Here is a 14,383-nt window from a genome sequence, read left to right on the forward strand (position 1 = left end):
CGATGCCGCGCGGCGAAAGCGAGTTTTCCGAGACGGTCCCCTCCCACGGCGAAACGATCGTCCACGCCTCCTGCGTTGCGCGCGACGGGCGCGCGGTGCTGATCCGCGGCGCCTCGGGCAGCGGCAAGTCCGGGCTGGCGCTGCAACTGATGGCACTGGGTGCCGGGCTGGTTGCCGATGACCGCACCCGCCTCTGGCGCGAGGGCGACACGCTGATGGCCGATGCCCCGCCGGCGATCCGCGGCTGGATCGAGGCACGCGAAGTCGGCATCCTGACGGCCCCGCCCGCCGGGCCCGCCCCGGTGGCGCTGGTCATCGACATGGACGAGACCGAAACCGACCGCTTGCCGGAACACCGCACGGTCACATTGTTGGGAGCAGACATACCGCTTGCCAGAAAATCCGAACTGACGCATTTTCCGGCGGCGATCCTGACATATCTATGCGGGACACGGGACGCATAAAGGAAAGGCGCGCATGGCACAGGATGCCGTGACAAATCGGGTCATTCTGGTCACCGGCCCTTCGGGCGCGGGCCGCACGACCGCGATCCGTGCCCTGGAAGACCTCGGCTACGAGGCGATCGACAACCTCCCGCTCTCCTTCCTGCCGCGCCTGCTCGACGGGCCCGCACCCGACAAGCCGCTGGCGCTGGGCATCGACGTGCGCAACCGCGATTTCTCGGCCTTCGGCCTGATCGAGGCCATCGACCGCGAAGGCGGCGACAATCCCGTCGGCATCCAGGTGCTCTATCTCGACTGCAGCACCGACGTGCTCCTGCGGCGCTTCTCCGAAACCCGCCGCCGCCACCCGCTGGCCCCCGCCGAAAGCCCCGAAGAGGGCATCCAGCGCGAAGCCGACCTGCTCGGGCCGATCAAGGCGCGCGCCGACATGCTGATCGACACCTCCGAGATGACCCCGCACGACCTGCGCGCCGAGCTGGCCCGCTGGTTCGCGCCCGAGGGCAAGACGCGGCTGGCCGTGACCGTCCAGTCCTTTTCCTACAAGCGCGGCCTGCCGCGCGGGCTCGACATGGTGCTCGACTGCCGCTTCCTGCGGAACCCCTACTGGGAGCCATCCCTGCGCGGGCGCGACGGACGCGACGGCGATGTCGCGGCCTATGTCGCCGCCGATCCGCGTTTCGCGGCCTTCAGCGAAAAGGTAGCCGACCTCGCGCAGCTCCTGCTTCCCGCCTACGAGGCCGAGGGTAAGGCCTATCTCTCCATCGGCTTCGGCTGCACCGGCGGCCAGCATCGCAGCGTCGCCATGGCCGAAACCCTTGCCAAGGCCCTTGCAGATGGCGGCTGGCAGGTGTCTATAAGGCACCGCGAGCTTGAGCGGCACGCGCCCGCAAGCCCGCCGCCCCGGCCCGTGCCGGAGACCGTCGCAATGAAGGGAGGCGACAAGCTTTGATCGGGATCGTGATCGTCGCACATGGCGGTTTGGCCCATGAATACGTGAAGGCGATCGAGCATGTCGTCGGCGCCCAGCCGGGCCTGCGCGGCATCACCATCGAGAACGATTGCGACCGCGCCGGCAAGCAGGCCGAGATCTGCGCCGCGGCCGATGAGGTCGATACCGGCGGCGGGGTGGTCATCGTCACCGACATGTTCGGCGGCTCGCCCTCCAACCTTTCGCTCAAGGCCTGCCAGCCGGACGACCGCCGCATTCTCTATGGCGCCAACCTGCCGATGCTGATCAAACTGGCCAAAAGCCGCCACCTCGATGTTGCAGAGGCCGCCCGGGCCGCTATGGATGCCGGGCGCAAATACATAGACAGCCACAACGTGACCCCCGAGTGAGCTGGAAGCCAGAAAAGACGAAGACCCGATGAGCGAAGCGATTTCACGGCATCTGAAGATTGTGAACGAGAAAGGCCTGCACGCCCGTGCCGCGGCCAAGCTCGTCGAGGTCGCCGAAGGGTTCGACGCCTCGGCCGAGGTCAGCCTCGACGGCCAGTCGAGCGGCGCCGACAGCATCATGGGGCTTTTGATGTTGGCAGCGTCGAAAGGAAAGACTATTGACGTGCGCGCGTGGGGCCCGGACGCGGAAGCCCTCGCTGACGCGGTCGAGGCACTTGTCGCCGACCGCTTCGGCGAGGCGATGTGACGCGCGCCCCGCACAACAGCGGCTTGGGACGGGATTGAACCACGTGGCGGACGCAAAGGATCAGGCCCAGCAGCAGCCCGGCGAAACGGTGAATTTCACCAAGTACGACCGGCGCAGCCTGACCTATGCCAATTCCTTCGATTCGCCCGGCACCGCCTTCACCATCCGCGCGATCGAGTGGTTCACCGGCAAGCTGACCATCATCAAGATGATCCGCGAGTTCGAAAAGCGCGGTGCCCCCACCGGCCAGCCGTTCTGGCGCGCGGCGCTCGACACGATGGGCATCCCCCTCGAAACCCCGCAGGAAGAGATCGACAACATCCCGCCCGACGGCCCGGTTGTCGTGGTGGCCAACCACCCGCACGGTCTGGTCGATGGTATGATCCTCGCCGACCTGATCGGCCGTCGCCGCACCGATTACAAGATCCTCACCCGCGCCCTGCTGACCGGTATCGACGAGGTCGCGGCCTCCTACATGATCCCGGTGCCCTTCCCGCACGAACCCGACGCCCAGCGCAAATCGGTCGAGATGCGCGCCAACGCCATGGCGCATCTCAAGGAAGGCGGGCTGATCTCGGTCTTCCCCTCGGGCGTCGTCGCCTCCTCCGACACCATGTTCGGCCCGGTGATCGAGCGGGAATGGAACGTCTTCACCGCCCAGATGATCCGCCGCTCGGGCGCGACCGTGGTCCCGATCTTCTTCCCCGGCTCCAACTCCCGCGTCTACCAAGCCGCCAACCGCATCTCCGCCACCCTGCGGCAAAGCTTCCTGCTGCACGAGGTGGTCAAAAGCTGCAACCATCCCCAGCGCCCCGTGGTCGGCAAACCCATCGACGCCGAGCACATGGAAATGCTTCATTCCGACCCGCGCGGCTTCATGGCATGGCTGCGTGAACACACGCTGAAGCTGGGCGAAGGCCAGAAATAGGCCCAGCCCCAACTTTCATCTTTCCGAAAATACTCAATAATCCCGGCCGCGCCGCTCAGCGCGTCGGCACCGGCGTCTCGCCCCGGTAATCGTAGAAGCCGCGGCCCGTCTTCCGGCCAAGCCAGCCGGCCTCGACATACTTGGTCAGAAGCGGGCAGGGCCGGTACTTGGTATCGGCCAGCCCGTCATGCAGCACGTTCATGATCGCAAGGCACGTATCCAGCCCGATGAAATCCGCAAGTTCCAGCGGCCCCATCGGGTGATTGGTCCCAAGCTTCATCGAGGTGTCGATCGAGGTGACGTTCCCCACCCCCTCGTAAAGCGTATAGACCGCCTCGTTGATCATCGGCATGAGGATGCGGTTGACGATGAAGGCCGGAAAATCCTCGGCGCTGGCCGCTGTCTTGCCCAGCTTCTCCACCACGGCGTGACAGGCCTCGTAGGTCTCCTTGTCGGTGGCGATGCCGCGGATCAGCTCGACCAGCTGCATCACCGGCACCGGATTCATGAAGTGGAAGCCCATGAACTTCTCCGGCCGGTCGGTGCGGCTGGCCAGCCGGGTGATCGAGATCGACGAGGTGTTCGAGGTCAGGATCGTGTGCGGCTGCAAATGCGGCACGAGATCCTCGAAGATCGCCTGCTTCACCGTCTCCCGCTCGGTGGCGGATTCGATCACCAGGTCGGTCTGGCCAAGGTCCTTCAGCGCCAGCGTCGTGGTGATCCGGCCAAGCGCGGCCTCCATCACGGCCTCTTCCATCTTGCCGCGGCCCACCTGCCGCTCCATGTTCTTGCGGATGTTGCCGACACCCTTGTCCAGCGCCTCCTGCGTGATGTCGGTCAGCAGCACGTCGTACCCCGAATGCGCCAGCACATGCGCAATGCCGTTGCCCATCTGACCTGCGCCCACCACGCCTACTTTCCGGATATCCATCGGCTCGCCTCTGTCTTTCGCTTTGGCGTCACCATAGGCCCCCCGGAGGCCGGGCCGCAAGGGGCCGCGCGCCCCGCGGGCGGCGCCCAATCCCGTAAAACTCACAACGATTTCACCCTTTAGCGGTTTCTCAACGCCCATCGGCGAATCCTGTCCTCGGGAAAACGAAAACGTGGTGGGAAACATGTACCAGGAAAATGCAGGGCGCTTGCCCTCGGGTGTCGATCAATGCCGGTATGACGGGTCGCGGCTGCTCTTTCGCGGGCCGCGCCGCACGCTCGAGGGCGATTTCGTCGCCTGTCTCGGCGGCACGGAAACCTTCGGCAAGTTCATTTCACAACCCTATCCCGACCTCCTGGAGGGGATAACGGGAACGGCTTGCGTGAATTTCGGCTGGCCCAATGCCGGGGTCGACGTCTTCGCCAAGGATGGCGCGCTGCTCGATTGTGCGGGGCGGGCGCGGCTCTGCGTGCTGCAGGTGCCCGGCGCGATCAACATGTCGAACATGTACTACCGCGTGCATCCTAGGCGGAACGACCGCTTCCTTCAGGCCACCGACGCGATGAGAGAGTTGTTCCCCGAGGTCGACTTTACCGAGTTCAGCTTCACCCGGCACATGATGCGCCGCCTGCACGCGCTTTCCGGCCAGCGGTTCGGCTATGTCCGGCGCGAGCTGGAAACCCTTTGGGTGATGGGGATGAAGGACATCCTCCAGCGCATCGAGGCTCCCGTCGCGCTGCTCTGGCTCTCGGCACGCGCCCCCGAATCCGCCGCAGGGGCGGGGCTCTGGGACGACCCGGCGCTCGTCACCCGCGACATGCTCGAGGCGCTGCGCGAGCACGCCCATGCCATCATCGAGCCGGGCCTGAGCGCCGCCGACAGGGGGATCGACCCGGCGCCACGGCAATCGCCGCAGGTCCGCCGCGTCGCCCAGGAAATGCTGAGCTCCCGCGCCCACGAACGCGCCGCCGAGGCGCTGCGCCCGGTGCTTGCCGGCATTCTCGAGAATTGAACGCAAAAAGGCCCGCCAAGCTGGCGGGCCCTTTCGATTTCCAAGGGGTGCGCTTTCGGCGCGCCGACCGGCATTACAGCTTCTCGGTCAGCTCCGGCACGACGGTGAACAGGTCGCCCACGAGGCCGTAATCGGCCACCTGGAAGATCGGCGCCTCCTCGTCCTTGTTGATCGCCACAATGATCTTGGAGTCCTTCATGCCCGCGAGGTGCTGAATGGCTCCCGAGATGCCGACTGCGACGTAGAGGTCCGGCGCCACGACCTTGCCGGTCTGACCGACCTGCCAGTCGTTGGGTGCAAACCCCGAGTCGACAGCGGCGCGCGACGCGCCAACGGCGGCGCCCAGCTTGTCGGCCAGCTTCTCGATGATCGCGAAGTCTTCCTTCGAGCCCACGCCGCGGCCGCCCGAGACGACGATGCCCGCGCTGGTCAGCTCCGGACGGTCGCTCTCGGCCACCTTGTCCTCGACCCACTCGGAAAGCCCGGGGTTCTCGGCCGCCGAAGTGGTCTCGACCGGTGCCGCCGCCTGCTCGCCCGCCGCGTCGAAATTCGCGGTCCGGATCGAGACGACCTTCTTGGCGTCTTTCGATTTCACCGTCTGGATCGCGTTGCCCGCGTAGATCGGCCGTTCGAACGTGTCGGCATCGACAACGCCCGCCACGTCCGAGATCACCATCACGTCCAGCAGTGCGGCCACGCGGGGCAGCACGTTCTTGGCGTCGGTGGTGGCAGGGGCCACGATGTGGTCGTAATCACCTGCCAGCGACACGATCAGAGCGGCGGTCGATTCCGCCAGCCGGTGCCCCAGCGAGGCATCCTCGGCCACCAGAACCTTGGAAACGCCATCGATCTTGGCGGCCGCCTCGCCCGCGGCGGCGGCAGAGCCCCCGGCACACAGCGCGGTCACGTCGCCCAGGTTGGCACAGGCGGCCACGGCTTTCGCCGTGGCGTCCAGCGCCAGTTCACCGTCATTGACTTCGGCAAGAAGAAGAACAGCCATCACACGACCCCCTTTTCTTTGAGTTTGGCCACCAGCGTATCCACGTCCGGCACGATCTCACCGGCCTGGCGCGCTTCCGGCTCGTCGGTCTTGACGACCTCGAGGCGCGGGGAGACGTCGACGCCGTAATCCTCGGCGGTCTTCTCGTCGAGCGGTTTCTTCTTCGCCTTCATGATGTTCGGCAGCGACGCATAGCGCGGCTCGTTGAGGCGCAGGTCGACCGTCACGATGGTCGGCATCTTCACCTTGATGGTCTGCAGGCCGCCGTCCACCTCGCGGGTGATCTTGGCATGGTCGCCCTCGATGTCGAGCTCCGAGGCAAAGGTGCCCTGGCTCCAGCCCAGCAGCGCCGACAGCATTTGGCCCGTGGCGTTCATGTCGTTGTCGATCGCCTGTTTCCCGGCGATCACCAGGCCCGGCTGCTCTTCCTCGACCACTTTCGCAAGGATCTTGGCCACTGCCAGCGGCTCGATATCGGTGTGCACGTCATCCGCGGCCACCACGAGAATCGCCCGGTCCGCGCCCATCGCCAGCGCCGTACGCAGCGTCTCCTGCGCCTGCTTCACGCCGATCGAAACGGCCACGACCTCTTCGGCCTTGCCCGCTTCCTTCAGACGGATCGCCTCTTCCACCGCAATCTCGTCGAACGGGTTCATCGACATCTTGACGTTGGCGAGATCGACACCCGATCCGTCCGCTTTCACGCGGACCTTCACGTTGTAGTCGATCACGCGCTTGACAGGTACCAGCACCTTCATCGCGTTCTTCTCCTTAAAGTGGTTGAAGAGCCGCAAAGCGGCCCCTCATCAATCGGTCTCCCGCGCGTTGATATAGGTTTGTGATGGCGGGAAACAGGGGAAAATCGTCACGTTTGCGGCCACAGACGTCGCGTTTTCGCAGTTTCCCGCTGAAATCGGGCAGGACGCATTTGAAACTCGGCGAGAGGGCACACGAAAGATTCTTGCTCTTTGCCTAGCGGTTCTTGCCCGGCACCCACAGGATGTCGGCCTTGCCCCCGTCATTGGCGATTCGCGCCGCCACGAAGAACCAGTCGCTCAGCCGGTTGAGATACTTTACCGCCGCCGGGTTCACCTCTTCCTCCACCGCCAGCTCGGTCGCATGCCGCTCGGCCCGGCGCGACACGGTCCGGCACAGGTGCAGATACGCCGCCAGCTCAGACCCGCCGGGCAGGATGAAACTGCGCAGCGGTTCCAGCTCGCCATTCATGGCGTCGATCTCGGTCTCCAGCCGCGCCACTTGGGTGTCGGACACGCGCAAAGGCGTGTATTCCGCCTCCTTGTCCTTCTCCATGTCCGGGCGGCACAGGTCGGCGCCAAGGTCGAACAGGTCGTTCTGGATCCGCGCCAGCGCCTCGTCGCTTTCGCCGCTGGCCTTCATCCGCGCCAGCCCCACCGTGGCGTTCACCTCGTCCACCGTGCCGTAGGCCATCACCCGCATCGAGTGCTTGGCCACCCGCACGCCGTTGCCCAGCGCGGTATCCCCGGCATCGCCGGTCCTCGTGTAGATCTTGTTCAGAACGACCATGTCACTGCCCTCCTTGGCGTCGGATAAAGACGAAAAGCAGGATCAGAACCACTGCCACCGCCTGGGCGATGATCCGCCAGCGCATAAGCTTGTTCGCCCGCTTGGAGTTCTCGAGCCCCTCCTTTCCGAACGTGCTGATCCCGAAAAGAAGGATGGCGGCGACGACGCCACAGGCCAGCGCCACCAGTATGAAAAGCGGGTCGTCGAGCATGGGGTCGGCCTCCGTTGCGGTCCTGCCCGCCCATGTAGAGCGGATGCGCCGTCAGGCGAAAGGGAAAAACCGTCGCGGGGGGCCTCACCCCTTCGAGATCAGCCAATCCAGCGCCCGCGTCGGCAGCACCCGCTTCAGCGCCCCCATCAGGTAGGTGGGCGTGGTCACGTAATAGCGCGGCCTTGGCCGGGGCGATTCCAGCGCACGTACCAATTTCTTGGTCACCGCCGAGGCCGGCAGCTCGAACGTATCGCGCCCCCGGTCCTCGTAAAGCCGGTGCAGAAGCCCCTCGTACTGCTCCCGCCGGGCCGAACCCTTCCAGTCGATCCAGCGCTCGAAATGCGGGATGGAATTCACCCTTATCTTCGAGGTCACCGGCCCCGGCTCGATCAGGATGACGTGAATGCCCGTACCCCGCATCTCGATCCGAAGCGTGTCGGTCAACCCTTCCAGCGCCCATTTCGAGCTCACGTAGGCCCCGCGCCACTGCGCCACGACGAAGCCGAGGATCGAGGAGTTCTGCACGATCCGCCCGTGCCCCTGCCGGCGCATCACCGGGATCACCTGCCGGGTCAGCTCGTGCCAACCGAAGAAATTCGCCTCGAACACCTCCCGCAGCCCGTCTGTCGGCAAGTCCTCCACCGCGCCGGGGCAGGCGAAGGCGCCGTTGTTGAACACCGCGTCGAGCGTGCCGCCGGTGGCGTCGAGCACCTCTTTCAGCCCGGCGGTGATGGTCGCCCCGTCCTCGTAGTCGATCCGCGGGCTCTCGAAGCCCGCCTCGCGCATCCGGGCGCAATCTTCCTCTTTCCGGCAGGAGGCGAAGACCCGCCAGCCCCGCGCGCGCATCCCTTGCGCCGCATCCCACCCGATGCCCGAGGAACACCCGGTGATGAGAAGTGATCGGTCGGACATCAGCGCCGCGCGGCCCAAATCATTCCGGCTCGGTCACCAGCCACTCGGCCAGCCACCCGGTCTCGTAACTGTCCACGATCCGCACGTTGAGCCAGCCATGGCCGGGGTCTTCCAGCACGGCGACCTCGGTGCCCTTGGTCACCTGGGCGACCCGGTCGAAGGTCAGGCCGGGGCCCGAGCGCAAATCGACCATGCCTTCCTTGACCCAGCGCAGCTGCGACGGGTCGACACTCGGATCGCCCAGCGCGGCGGACACGGCGGCGTCGATCGATTCCTGCGTCTCGAAATTCCGGTCGTCGATGTTCATCTGCAGAAGCTCCGCCTTCGGCCGGCTCGCCTCGGCCTCTATGACGCCCAGCCCGTCGCTGCGGGTGGCGGCCAGCGTGACGGAAAGTTCCTCGGTCTCGGCCTCGGTCTCTTCCATGCTGTCCATCATCGCCTCGACCTGCGCCAGCGTCTGCAACTGCCTGTTCAGCTCAGCCTGCCGCGTGTCTTCTTCCGGCTCCGGCTCGGGCTTTTCGATCCTGGATTGCACCTGGATGGAATTCTCGACCGGCGCGTAGTCGGACCCGCCGCTCAGCACGTAGAACGACCAGCCAAGGGCCACGAATGATACCAGCACGAAACGCCACATGGCGTACGATTCTCCCCAAGTGTTCAGGCAACGAACGCCAAACTACATGATTCGGTTGCATCCATCACAGGAAAAGGCGCGCAAGGGGCCCGCTTGACGCTTTACGACCGTTCCCGCCGAAGCTATCACAGCATCTATGAGTGATTTGCTCGACGACCCCAATATAGACCCCGAAGCTGTGGCAGAACCGCTACGCCGTGCCATCGGCGAGCGCTACCTGACCTATGCGTTGTCGACGATCATGCACCGCGCGCTGCCCGATGCGCGCGACGGGCTGAAACCGGTGCACCGCCGCATCCTCTTCGCCATGCGCGAGCTCCGGCTCTCCTCCACCGGGGGCTTCCGCAAGTCGGCCAAGATCTCGGGCGACGTGATGGGCAACTACCACCCGCATGGCGACGCCGCGATCTACGACGCCATGGCGCGGCTGGCACAGGATTTCGCGGTGCGCTACCCGCTGGTCGACGGGCAGGGGAACTTCGGCAATATCGACGGCGACAACCCCGCCGCCAGCCGCTACACCGAGGCCCGGATGACCGCCGTCGCCGAGGCGATGCTCGACGGGCTGAACGAGAACGCGGTCGACTTCCGCGACAATTACGACGGCACCCTGCGCGAGCCCGTGGTGCTGCCCGCCTCCTTCCCGAACCTGCTGGCCAACGGCTCCTCGGGTATCGCGGTCGGCATGGCCACCAACATCCCGCCGCACAATATCGGCGAACTGGTCGATGCCTGCCTGCACATCATCGCGACGCCCGACTGCCGCGACGACACGCTCCTCAATTTCGTCAAGGGCCCCGATTTCCCCACCGGCGGCGTCGTCGTCGAGCCGCACGAGAACATGGCGCTGGCCTATCGCACCGGCCGCGGCGCCTTCCGCCTGCGCTGCCTGTGGAACACCGAGGATCTCGGCCGCGGCCAATGGCAGATCGTCGTCACCGAGATCCCCTACCAGGTTCAGAAATCCAAGCTGATCGAGAAGCTGGCCGAGCTGATCCAGACCAAGAAGGTTCCGATCCTCGCCGACGTGCGCGATGAAAGCGCCGACGACGTGCGCATCGTGCTCGAGCCCCGCTCGAAGAATGTCGAGCCCGACGTGCTGATGGGCATGCTCTACCGCAACTCCGACCTCGAGGTGCGGTTCTCGCTCAACATGAACGTGCTGATCGACGGGGTCACGCCCAAGGTCTGCTCGATGAAGGAGGTGCTGCGCGCCTTCCTCGACTTCCGGCGCGAGGTGCTGATCCGCCGCTCTCGGCACCGCCTGCAAAAGATCGACCACCGGCTCGAAGTGCTGCAGGGCCTGATCACGGCCTTCCTGAACCTCGACCGGGTGATCGAGATCATCCGCTACGACGACGATCCCAAGGCGGCGCTCATGTACGAGGACTGGAGCAAACTGCACCAGGCCTCGCTTACGCGCGCGATGGACGAAACCCAGTACCGCTCGCCTCTCGCCGGTGTCGATATCGCGTCGCTGACCCTGATCTCCGAGGCCGACGCGGCGGCCACCGGAATCCTCGCCGAAACCGCCCCCGAACGCGAAATGCCGCAGATGTACGAGGGCCGCGAGAACGGCCTCTCGGACGTCCAGGCCGAGGCAATCCTCAACATGCGCCTCCGCAGCCTGCGCCGGCTCGAGGAAGAGGCGCTGGTCAAGGAACGCGACGACCTGATGGCCGAACGCTTCCAGATCGAGGACCTGCTTGAAGACGAAACCGTGCAGTGGACCGCCATCGCCAGCCAGCTGAAAGAGGTCAAGAAGACCTTCGGCAAGGACTACGCGGGCGGCGCCCGCCGCACCCGCATCGAGGAGGCCGGCGAGGTCGAGGAGGTGCCGCTCGAGGCCATGATCGACCGCGAGCCGATCACCGTGGTCTGCTCCAAGATGGGCTGGATCCGCGCCATGACCGGCCATATCGACCTCACCCGCGAGCTCAAGTTCAAGGATGGCGACGGCCCCCGCTTCATTTTCCACGCCGAAACCACCGACCGCCTGCTCGTCTTCGGCTCGAACGGCCGTTTCTACACGCTCAGCGCCGCCAACCTGCCCGGCGGGCGCGGCATGGGCGAACCGCTGCGCCTGATGGTCGACCTGCCCAACGAGGCCGAGATCATCTCGCTCTTCATCCACCGCCCCGGCGGCAAGCTGCTCGTGGCGTCCTCCGCGGGCGACGGCTTCCTCGTGGGCGAGGACGATGTCGTGGCCCAGACCCGCAGCGGCAAACAGGTGCTCAACGTGCGCGGCGATGTCCGCGCGCATGTCTGCAAGCCGGCCACCGGCGACCATGTCGCCTGTGTCGGCGAGAACCGCAAGGTGCTGGTCTTCCCGGCCGACGAGCTGCCCGAAATGGGCCGCGGCAAGGGCGTCCGCCTGCAACGCTACAAGGATGGCGGCCTCTCCGACGCCACGACTTTCAACCTCGCCGAAGGCCTCAGTTGGCGCGATCCGGCTGGCCGCACCCGCACCGAGACCGAGCTTGCCGAATGGCTCGGCAAACGCGCCGGCGCCGGCCGCATGGCCCCCCGCGGCTTCCCCCGCGACAACACCTTCACCTGAGCCCAGCTCCCCCGCCTTCTCAGGCGGTGTCGCGACAGATGCCTCCGGCGGGGATATTTGACGCCAGAAGAAGCCCCGCGCGCGTCTCTGCTTCTTTTGGTGTTTCTTCTGGCCGGAAATATCCCGGGGAGCTTGAGGGGCTGGCCCCTCAATCCCTCACCCTCCACCCGCGCAACGCCCGAACCCTAGGCCGCCTCGCGAGACGGGCTGCCCGGCCCGGCCAGCGGCGCGGCCTCCAGCCACACCCCGCCCTCGGGCCTGAGCGTCAGGATCATCACCGGCTTCGGTTCCTTCCCCGCCACCGGCGTGAACCGGAACCGCGACAGCAGCGTACCAAGGATGATCACCGCCTCCTGTATGGCAAAGGACGCCCCGATACAGATGCGCGGCCCGTCCCCGAAGGGCAGGTAGCCATAGCGCGGCACCGCCTTGCGGTCGCTGAACCGCTCGGGCCGGAAGGCGTCCGGCTCCTCCCACAGCATGTGATGCCGGTGCAGCGCGTAGATCGGGATCATCACCGTGTCCCCCGGCCGCACCTCCCGCCCGCACAGCTCATCCTTCGCCACGGCGGTGCGCGACACCATGCCCGCCGGCGGGTAGAGGCGCAGCGCCTCGTCCACGATCATCCGGATATAGGGCAGGTTGGCCACGTCCTCGCCCGTCACCGTCTGCCGCTCGCCCAGCACCTCGGCCAGTTCCGCCCGCGCCTTCTCCTGCACCCGCGGATCGAAGGCGCAGAGGTACAGCGCCCATGACAGTGTCAGCGCCGTCGTCTCGTGCCCCGCCACGATGAAGGTCAGCAGGTTGTCGCGCAGCTCGGCCGTGTTCATCTGCCGCTTGGTCTTCGGGTCCTCCCCCTCCAGCAGCAGGTCCAGCAGGTCCGGCACGCCATCGGGGCCCCGTTCGCGCCGCGCCTCGATTGCCTGGTCGGCGATCCGGTGCATGTCCCGTACCGGCCCCCGCGAATAGATCAGTCGCCCGGGCCGCGGCACCCAGTTCGGCGCCCCCAGCACGTCGAGCAGCGATATCTTCCCCGCTTCGGCGATATAGGCGTCGATCCCCTGGTGCACGCCCTCGGCATCGAACATTCCGTCGCCGGAAAAGGTCACGTCGGCGATCACGTCGAAGGTGGTGCGCACCATGTCCTGCGCCACGTCCACCGCCCGGTTATGGGCCGCGCCGATCCGCTCGGCGCTGCGCTCCGCCGCAGCGCTCATCACCGGGGCGAGGTTCATCACGTTGCGATGCGAAAACACCGGCGCCGCCGTCCGCCGCTGCCAGCGCCAGTGCGCCCCTTCCGCGATGAACAGCGACTCGCCGATCGCCGGCTTCAGCAAGTTCTTCGTCACCAGTGATTTCGGATAGGTATCGAGGTTCTCCAGCAGCATTCGCTTGATGGCATCCGGGTCCATCACCATGTGCCATCGCTTGGCCGTGCGCCCCGACACCATCGGCTGCTTCGTGGCAATCTCGGGGATGATCGACAGGATGTTGCTGCGCGCCGCGTTCAGGCTGCCGAGGATACCCAGCGGCCGGGTGACCAGCGGCACCTTCACGGGCGTGGTGGGGCGGGGGTCCTTGGGGCTCATGACATGGCTTCCTTTCCGCTGTTCCAGATATAGGCGCGGGGCAGGGGCGGGGCAAATTCGGGGCAAATGCCACCGCCCGTCAGCGTTGCGATGAATACGGGCCTGCGGTATCCAGTCAGGACGCATTTTACCGGAAAGGGCCGCGGATGCCGCGTCTGATCGTGTTCTGTCTTGTCGCGCTGGCGCTCATCGCCTGCACCGATGCCGGCGATCTGGACGGCCCGCGCGTGGATCTCGGCGACTTCCACCTTGGCCACAACGTCGTGGTCGCGCCCAAGCTCTACAAGGGCCCGTTCTCGCGCGAGGCCAGCAAGGAGGAGTGGATCGCGGTGATGAGAACCGCGATCGACGAACGCTTCGGCCGCTACGAGGGCACGCGCCTCTACCACCTCGGCATCAGCGTCGACGGCTACGTGCTGGCCCAGCCCGGCATTCCCGTGGTCGCGGCGCCCAAGTCCCTCCTGATCCTCAACGTCAACATCTGGGATGACGCGGCCGGCAAGAAGCTGACCGCCTCGCCCAAGCGCATCACCGTCGCGGAAAGCTTTTCCGCCGACACGGTCGTGGGCTCGGGCCTGACCCTGACCCGGGAAGAGCAGATGCAGAACCTCGCCCGCAACGCCGCCAAGCAGATCGAGACCTGGCTGCGGAAGGAAAAGCGGGCGAAAGGCTGGTTCGAAACCGCGCCGGCCAGCAAGCCCGAGACGGCTGCCGAACCGGCCGCCGCCCCCGCCAAAGAGGCGGCGCAAGTCGATGACGCCGCATCTTCCGCGCCCGCCCGCACCCCGGCGGAATGACGCAGGAAGCGCTTGATTTCCCCCGCGCAACCCAATAAATGCGCGCGGAGTATCAATTCGGGCCGTCTGGCCCCCCAACAGCATGAGAGCGCCCCGAGATATGGCAAAGGAAAAGTTTGACCGTTCGAAACCGCACGTGAACATCGGCACGATTG

The 14,383-nt window shown here is 66.1% G+C and carries 16 protein-coding genes; 8 read left to right on the forward strand and 8 right to left on the reverse strand.

Annotated features, from left to right (window positions below):
- Positions 1-2 precede the first annotated feature (2 nt).
- Genes QUV18_RS10130 through QUV18_RS10150 form a run of 5 tightly spaced genes read left to right on the forward strand, consistent with a single transcriptional unit; the run spans position 3 to position 3,037 of the window.
- The gene (locus QUV18_RS10130) at positions 3-464 is read left to right on the forward strand and encodes an HPr kinase/phosphorylase (protein ID WP_300893770.1); all 462 of its coding nucleotides are present in this window, start codon (positions 3-5) and stop codon (positions 462-464) included.
- 13 nt (positions 465-477) lie between these two features.
- Complete coding sequence (gene rapZ, locus QUV18_RS10135) at positions 478-1,413, forward strand: RNase adapter RapZ (RefSeq protein WP_300893771.1); 936 nt, start codon at positions 478-480, stop codon at positions 1,411-1,413.
- On the forward strand, positions 1,410-1,802 hold the full coding sequence (locus QUV18_RS10140; RefSeq protein ID WP_300893773.1) for a PTS sugar transporter subunit IIA: 393 nt from the start codon (positions 1,410-1,412) through the stop codon (positions 1,800-1,802). The genes rapZ and QUV18_RS10140 overlap by 4 nt, the downstream gene beginning before the upstream one ends.
- Positions 1,803-1,830: 28 nt before the next feature.
- Complete coding sequence (locus QUV18_RS10145; RefSeq protein ID WP_300893774.1) at positions 1,831-2,109, forward strand: HPr family phosphocarrier protein; 279 nt, start codon at positions 1,831-1,833, stop codon at positions 2,107-2,109.
- Positions 2,110-2,152: 43 nt separating this feature from the next.
- Entirely contained in the window at positions 2,153-3,037 is an 885-nt protein-coding gene (locus tag QUV18_RS10150; protein WP_300893775.1) for a lysophospholipid acyltransferase family protein, read from the forward strand.
- Between the two features lie 55 nt (positions 3,038-3,092).
- Here the strand turns inward: QUV18_RS10150 and QUV18_RS10155 are convergent, their stop codons facing one another.
- The gene (locus tag QUV18_RS10155; protein ID WP_300893777.1) at positions 3,093-3,968 is read right to left on the reverse strand and encodes a 3-hydroxybutyryl-CoA dehydrogenase; all 876 of its coding nucleotides are present in this window, start codon (positions 3,966-3,968) and stop codon (positions 3,093-3,095) included.
- Positions 3,969-4,152: 184 nt separating this feature from the next.
- Between QUV18_RS10155 and QUV18_RS10160 the strand changes: the two genes are divergently transcribed.
- Positions 4,153-4,980, forward strand: a complete 828-nt coding sequence (locus QUV18_RS10160) for a DUF6473 family protein (protein WP_300893779.1) — start codon at positions 4,153-4,155, stop codon at positions 4,978-4,980.
- A 73-nt stretch (positions 4,981-5,053) separates the two neighbouring features.
- On the opposite strand, the gene QUV18_RS10165 is transcribed toward QUV18_RS10160, so the two are convergent.
- From QUV18_RS10165 to QUV18_RS10190, 6 genes are all read right to left on the reverse strand, one after another.
- Entirely contained in the window at positions 5,054-5,980 is a 927-nt protein-coding gene (locus tag QUV18_RS10165) for an FAD-binding protein (protein WP_300893780.1), read from the reverse strand.
- Positions 5,980-6,738, reverse strand: coding sequence for an electron transfer flavoprotein subunit beta/FixA family protein (locus tag QUV18_RS10170; RefSeq protein WP_300893781.1), 759 nt, complete (start codon positions 6,736-6,738; stop codon positions 5,980-5,982). Before QUV18_RS10170 ends, QUV18_RS10165 begins: the two co-directional genes overlap by 1 nt.
- 214 nt (positions 6,739-6,952) lie before the next feature.
- Positions 6,953-7,525 carry a cob(I)yrinic acid a,c-diamide adenosyltransferase gene (locus QUV18_RS10175; protein ID WP_300893783.1) on the reverse strand — a complete coding sequence of 191 codons (573 nt, stop codon included), beginning with the start codon at positions 7,523-7,525 and terminating at the stop codon, positions 6,953-6,955.
- A 1-nt stretch (position 7,526) separates the two neighbouring features.
- Positions 7,527-7,736: a twin transmembrane helix small protein gene (locus QUV18_RS10180; RefSeq protein WP_300893784.1), complete on the reverse strand. Its 210-nt coding sequence runs from the start codon at positions 7,734-7,736 to the stop codon at positions 7,527-7,529.
- A gap of 84 nt (positions 7,737-7,820) precedes the next feature.
- Positions 7,821-8,648: an SDR family NAD(P)-dependent oxidoreductase gene (locus tag QUV18_RS10185; protein WP_300893785.1), complete on the reverse strand. Its 828-nt coding sequence runs from the start codon at positions 8,646-8,648 to the stop codon at positions 7,821-7,823.
- A gap of 19 nt (positions 8,649-8,667) precedes the next feature.
- Positions 8,668-9,282 (reverse strand): SH3 domain-containing protein, encoded by a 615-nt coding sequence (locus tag QUV18_RS10190; RefSeq protein WP_300893786.1) that lies wholly within the window; start codon positions 9,280-9,282, stop codon positions 8,668-8,670.
- Positions 9,283-9,418: 136 nt separating this feature from the next.
- Here QUV18_RS10190 and QUV18_RS10195 point away from each other — a divergent pair, with 136 nt between their 5' ends.
- Positions 9,419-11,842 carry a DNA topoisomerase IV subunit A gene (locus tag QUV18_RS10195; RefSeq protein ID WP_300893787.1) on the forward strand — a complete coding sequence of 808 codons (2,424 nt, stop codon included), beginning with the start codon at positions 9,419-9,421 and terminating at the stop codon, positions 11,840-11,842.
- Positions 11,843-12,027: 185 nt separating this feature from the next.
- On the opposite strand, the gene QUV18_RS10200 is transcribed toward QUV18_RS10195, so the two are convergent.
- Complete coding sequence (locus QUV18_RS10200; RefSeq protein ID WP_300893788.1) at positions 12,028-13,431, reverse strand: cytochrome P450; 1,404 nt, start codon at positions 13,429-13,431, stop codon at positions 12,028-12,030.
- A gap of 146 nt (positions 13,432-13,577) precedes the next feature.
- Here QUV18_RS10200 and QUV18_RS10205 point away from each other — a divergent pair, with 146 nt between their 5' ends.
- On the forward strand, positions 13,578-14,228 hold the full coding sequence (locus QUV18_RS10205) for a hypothetical protein (protein WP_300893789.1): 651 nt from the start codon (positions 13,578-13,580) through the stop codon (positions 14,226-14,228).
- The last annotated feature ends 155 nt before the right edge of the window (positions 14,229-14,383 follow it).

Origin of the sequence: Roseovarius sp. (genome assembly GCF_030373445.1) — a bacterium.
GTDB lineage: Bacteria > Pseudomonadota > Alphaproteobacteria > Rhodobacterales > Rhodobacteraceae > Roseovarius.

What these genes read in the sequence shown, in the direction of transcription:
- QUV18_RS10175 (WP_300893783.1), bottom strand. Translation starts at nt 7,525, where the DNA reads ATGGTCGTTCTGAACAAGATCTACACGAGGACCGGCGATGCCGGGGAT.
- QUV18_RS10200 (WP_300893788.1), bottom strand. Translation starts at nt 13,431, where the DNA reads ATGAGCCCCAAGGACCCCCGCCCCACCACGCCCGTGAAGGTGCCGCTG.
- QUV18_RS10155 (WP_300893777.1), bottom strand. Translation starts at nt 3,968, where the DNA reads ATGGATATCCGGAAAGTAGGCGTGGTGGGCGCAGGTCAGATGGGCAAC.
- QUV18_RS10180 (WP_300893784.1), bottom strand. Translation starts at nt 7,736, where the DNA reads ATGCTCGACGACCCGCTTTTCATACTGGTGGCGCTGGCCTGTGGCGTC.
- QUV18_RS10205 (WP_300893789.1), top strand. Translation starts at nt 13,578, where the DNA reads ATGCCGCGTCTGATCGTGTTCTGTCTTGTCGCGCTGGCGCTCATCGCC.
- QUV18_RS10165 (WP_300893780.1), bottom strand. Translation starts at nt 5,980, where the DNA reads ATGGCTGTTCTTCTTCTTGCCGAAGTCAATGACGGTGAACTGGCGCTG.
- QUV18_RS10145 (WP_300893774.1), top strand. Translation starts at nt 1,831, where the DNA reads ATGAGCGAAGCGATTTCACGGCATCTGAAGATTGTGAACGAGAAAGGC.
- QUV18_RS10170 (WP_300893781.1), bottom strand. Translation starts at nt 6,738, where the DNA reads ATGAAGGTGCTGGTACCTGTCAAGCGCGTGATCGACTACAACGTGAAG.
- rapZ (WP_300893771.1), top strand. Translation starts at nt 478, where the DNA reads ATGGCACAGGATGCCGTGACAAATCGGGTCATTCTGGTCACCGGCCCT.
- QUV18_RS10190 (WP_300893786.1), bottom strand. Translation starts at nt 9,282, where the DNA reads ATGTGGCGTTTCGTGCTGGTATCATTCGTGGCCCTTGGCTGGTCGTTC.
- QUV18_RS10195 (WP_300893787.1), top strand. Translation starts at nt 9,419, where the DNA reads ATGAGTGATTTGCTCGACGACCCCAATATAGACCCCGAAGCTGTGGCA.
- QUV18_RS10185 (WP_300893785.1), bottom strand. Translation starts at nt 8,648, where the DNA reads ATGTCCGACCGATCACTTCTCATCACCGGGTGTTCCTCGGGCATCGGG.
- QUV18_RS10130 (WP_300893770.1), top strand. Translation starts at nt 3, where the DNA reads ATGCCGCGCGGCGAAAGCGAGTTTTCCGAGACGGTCCCCTCCCACGGC.
- QUV18_RS10160 (WP_300893779.1), top strand. Translation starts at nt 4,153, where the DNA reads ATGTACCAGGAAAATGCAGGGCGCTTGCCCTCGGGTGTCGATCAATGC.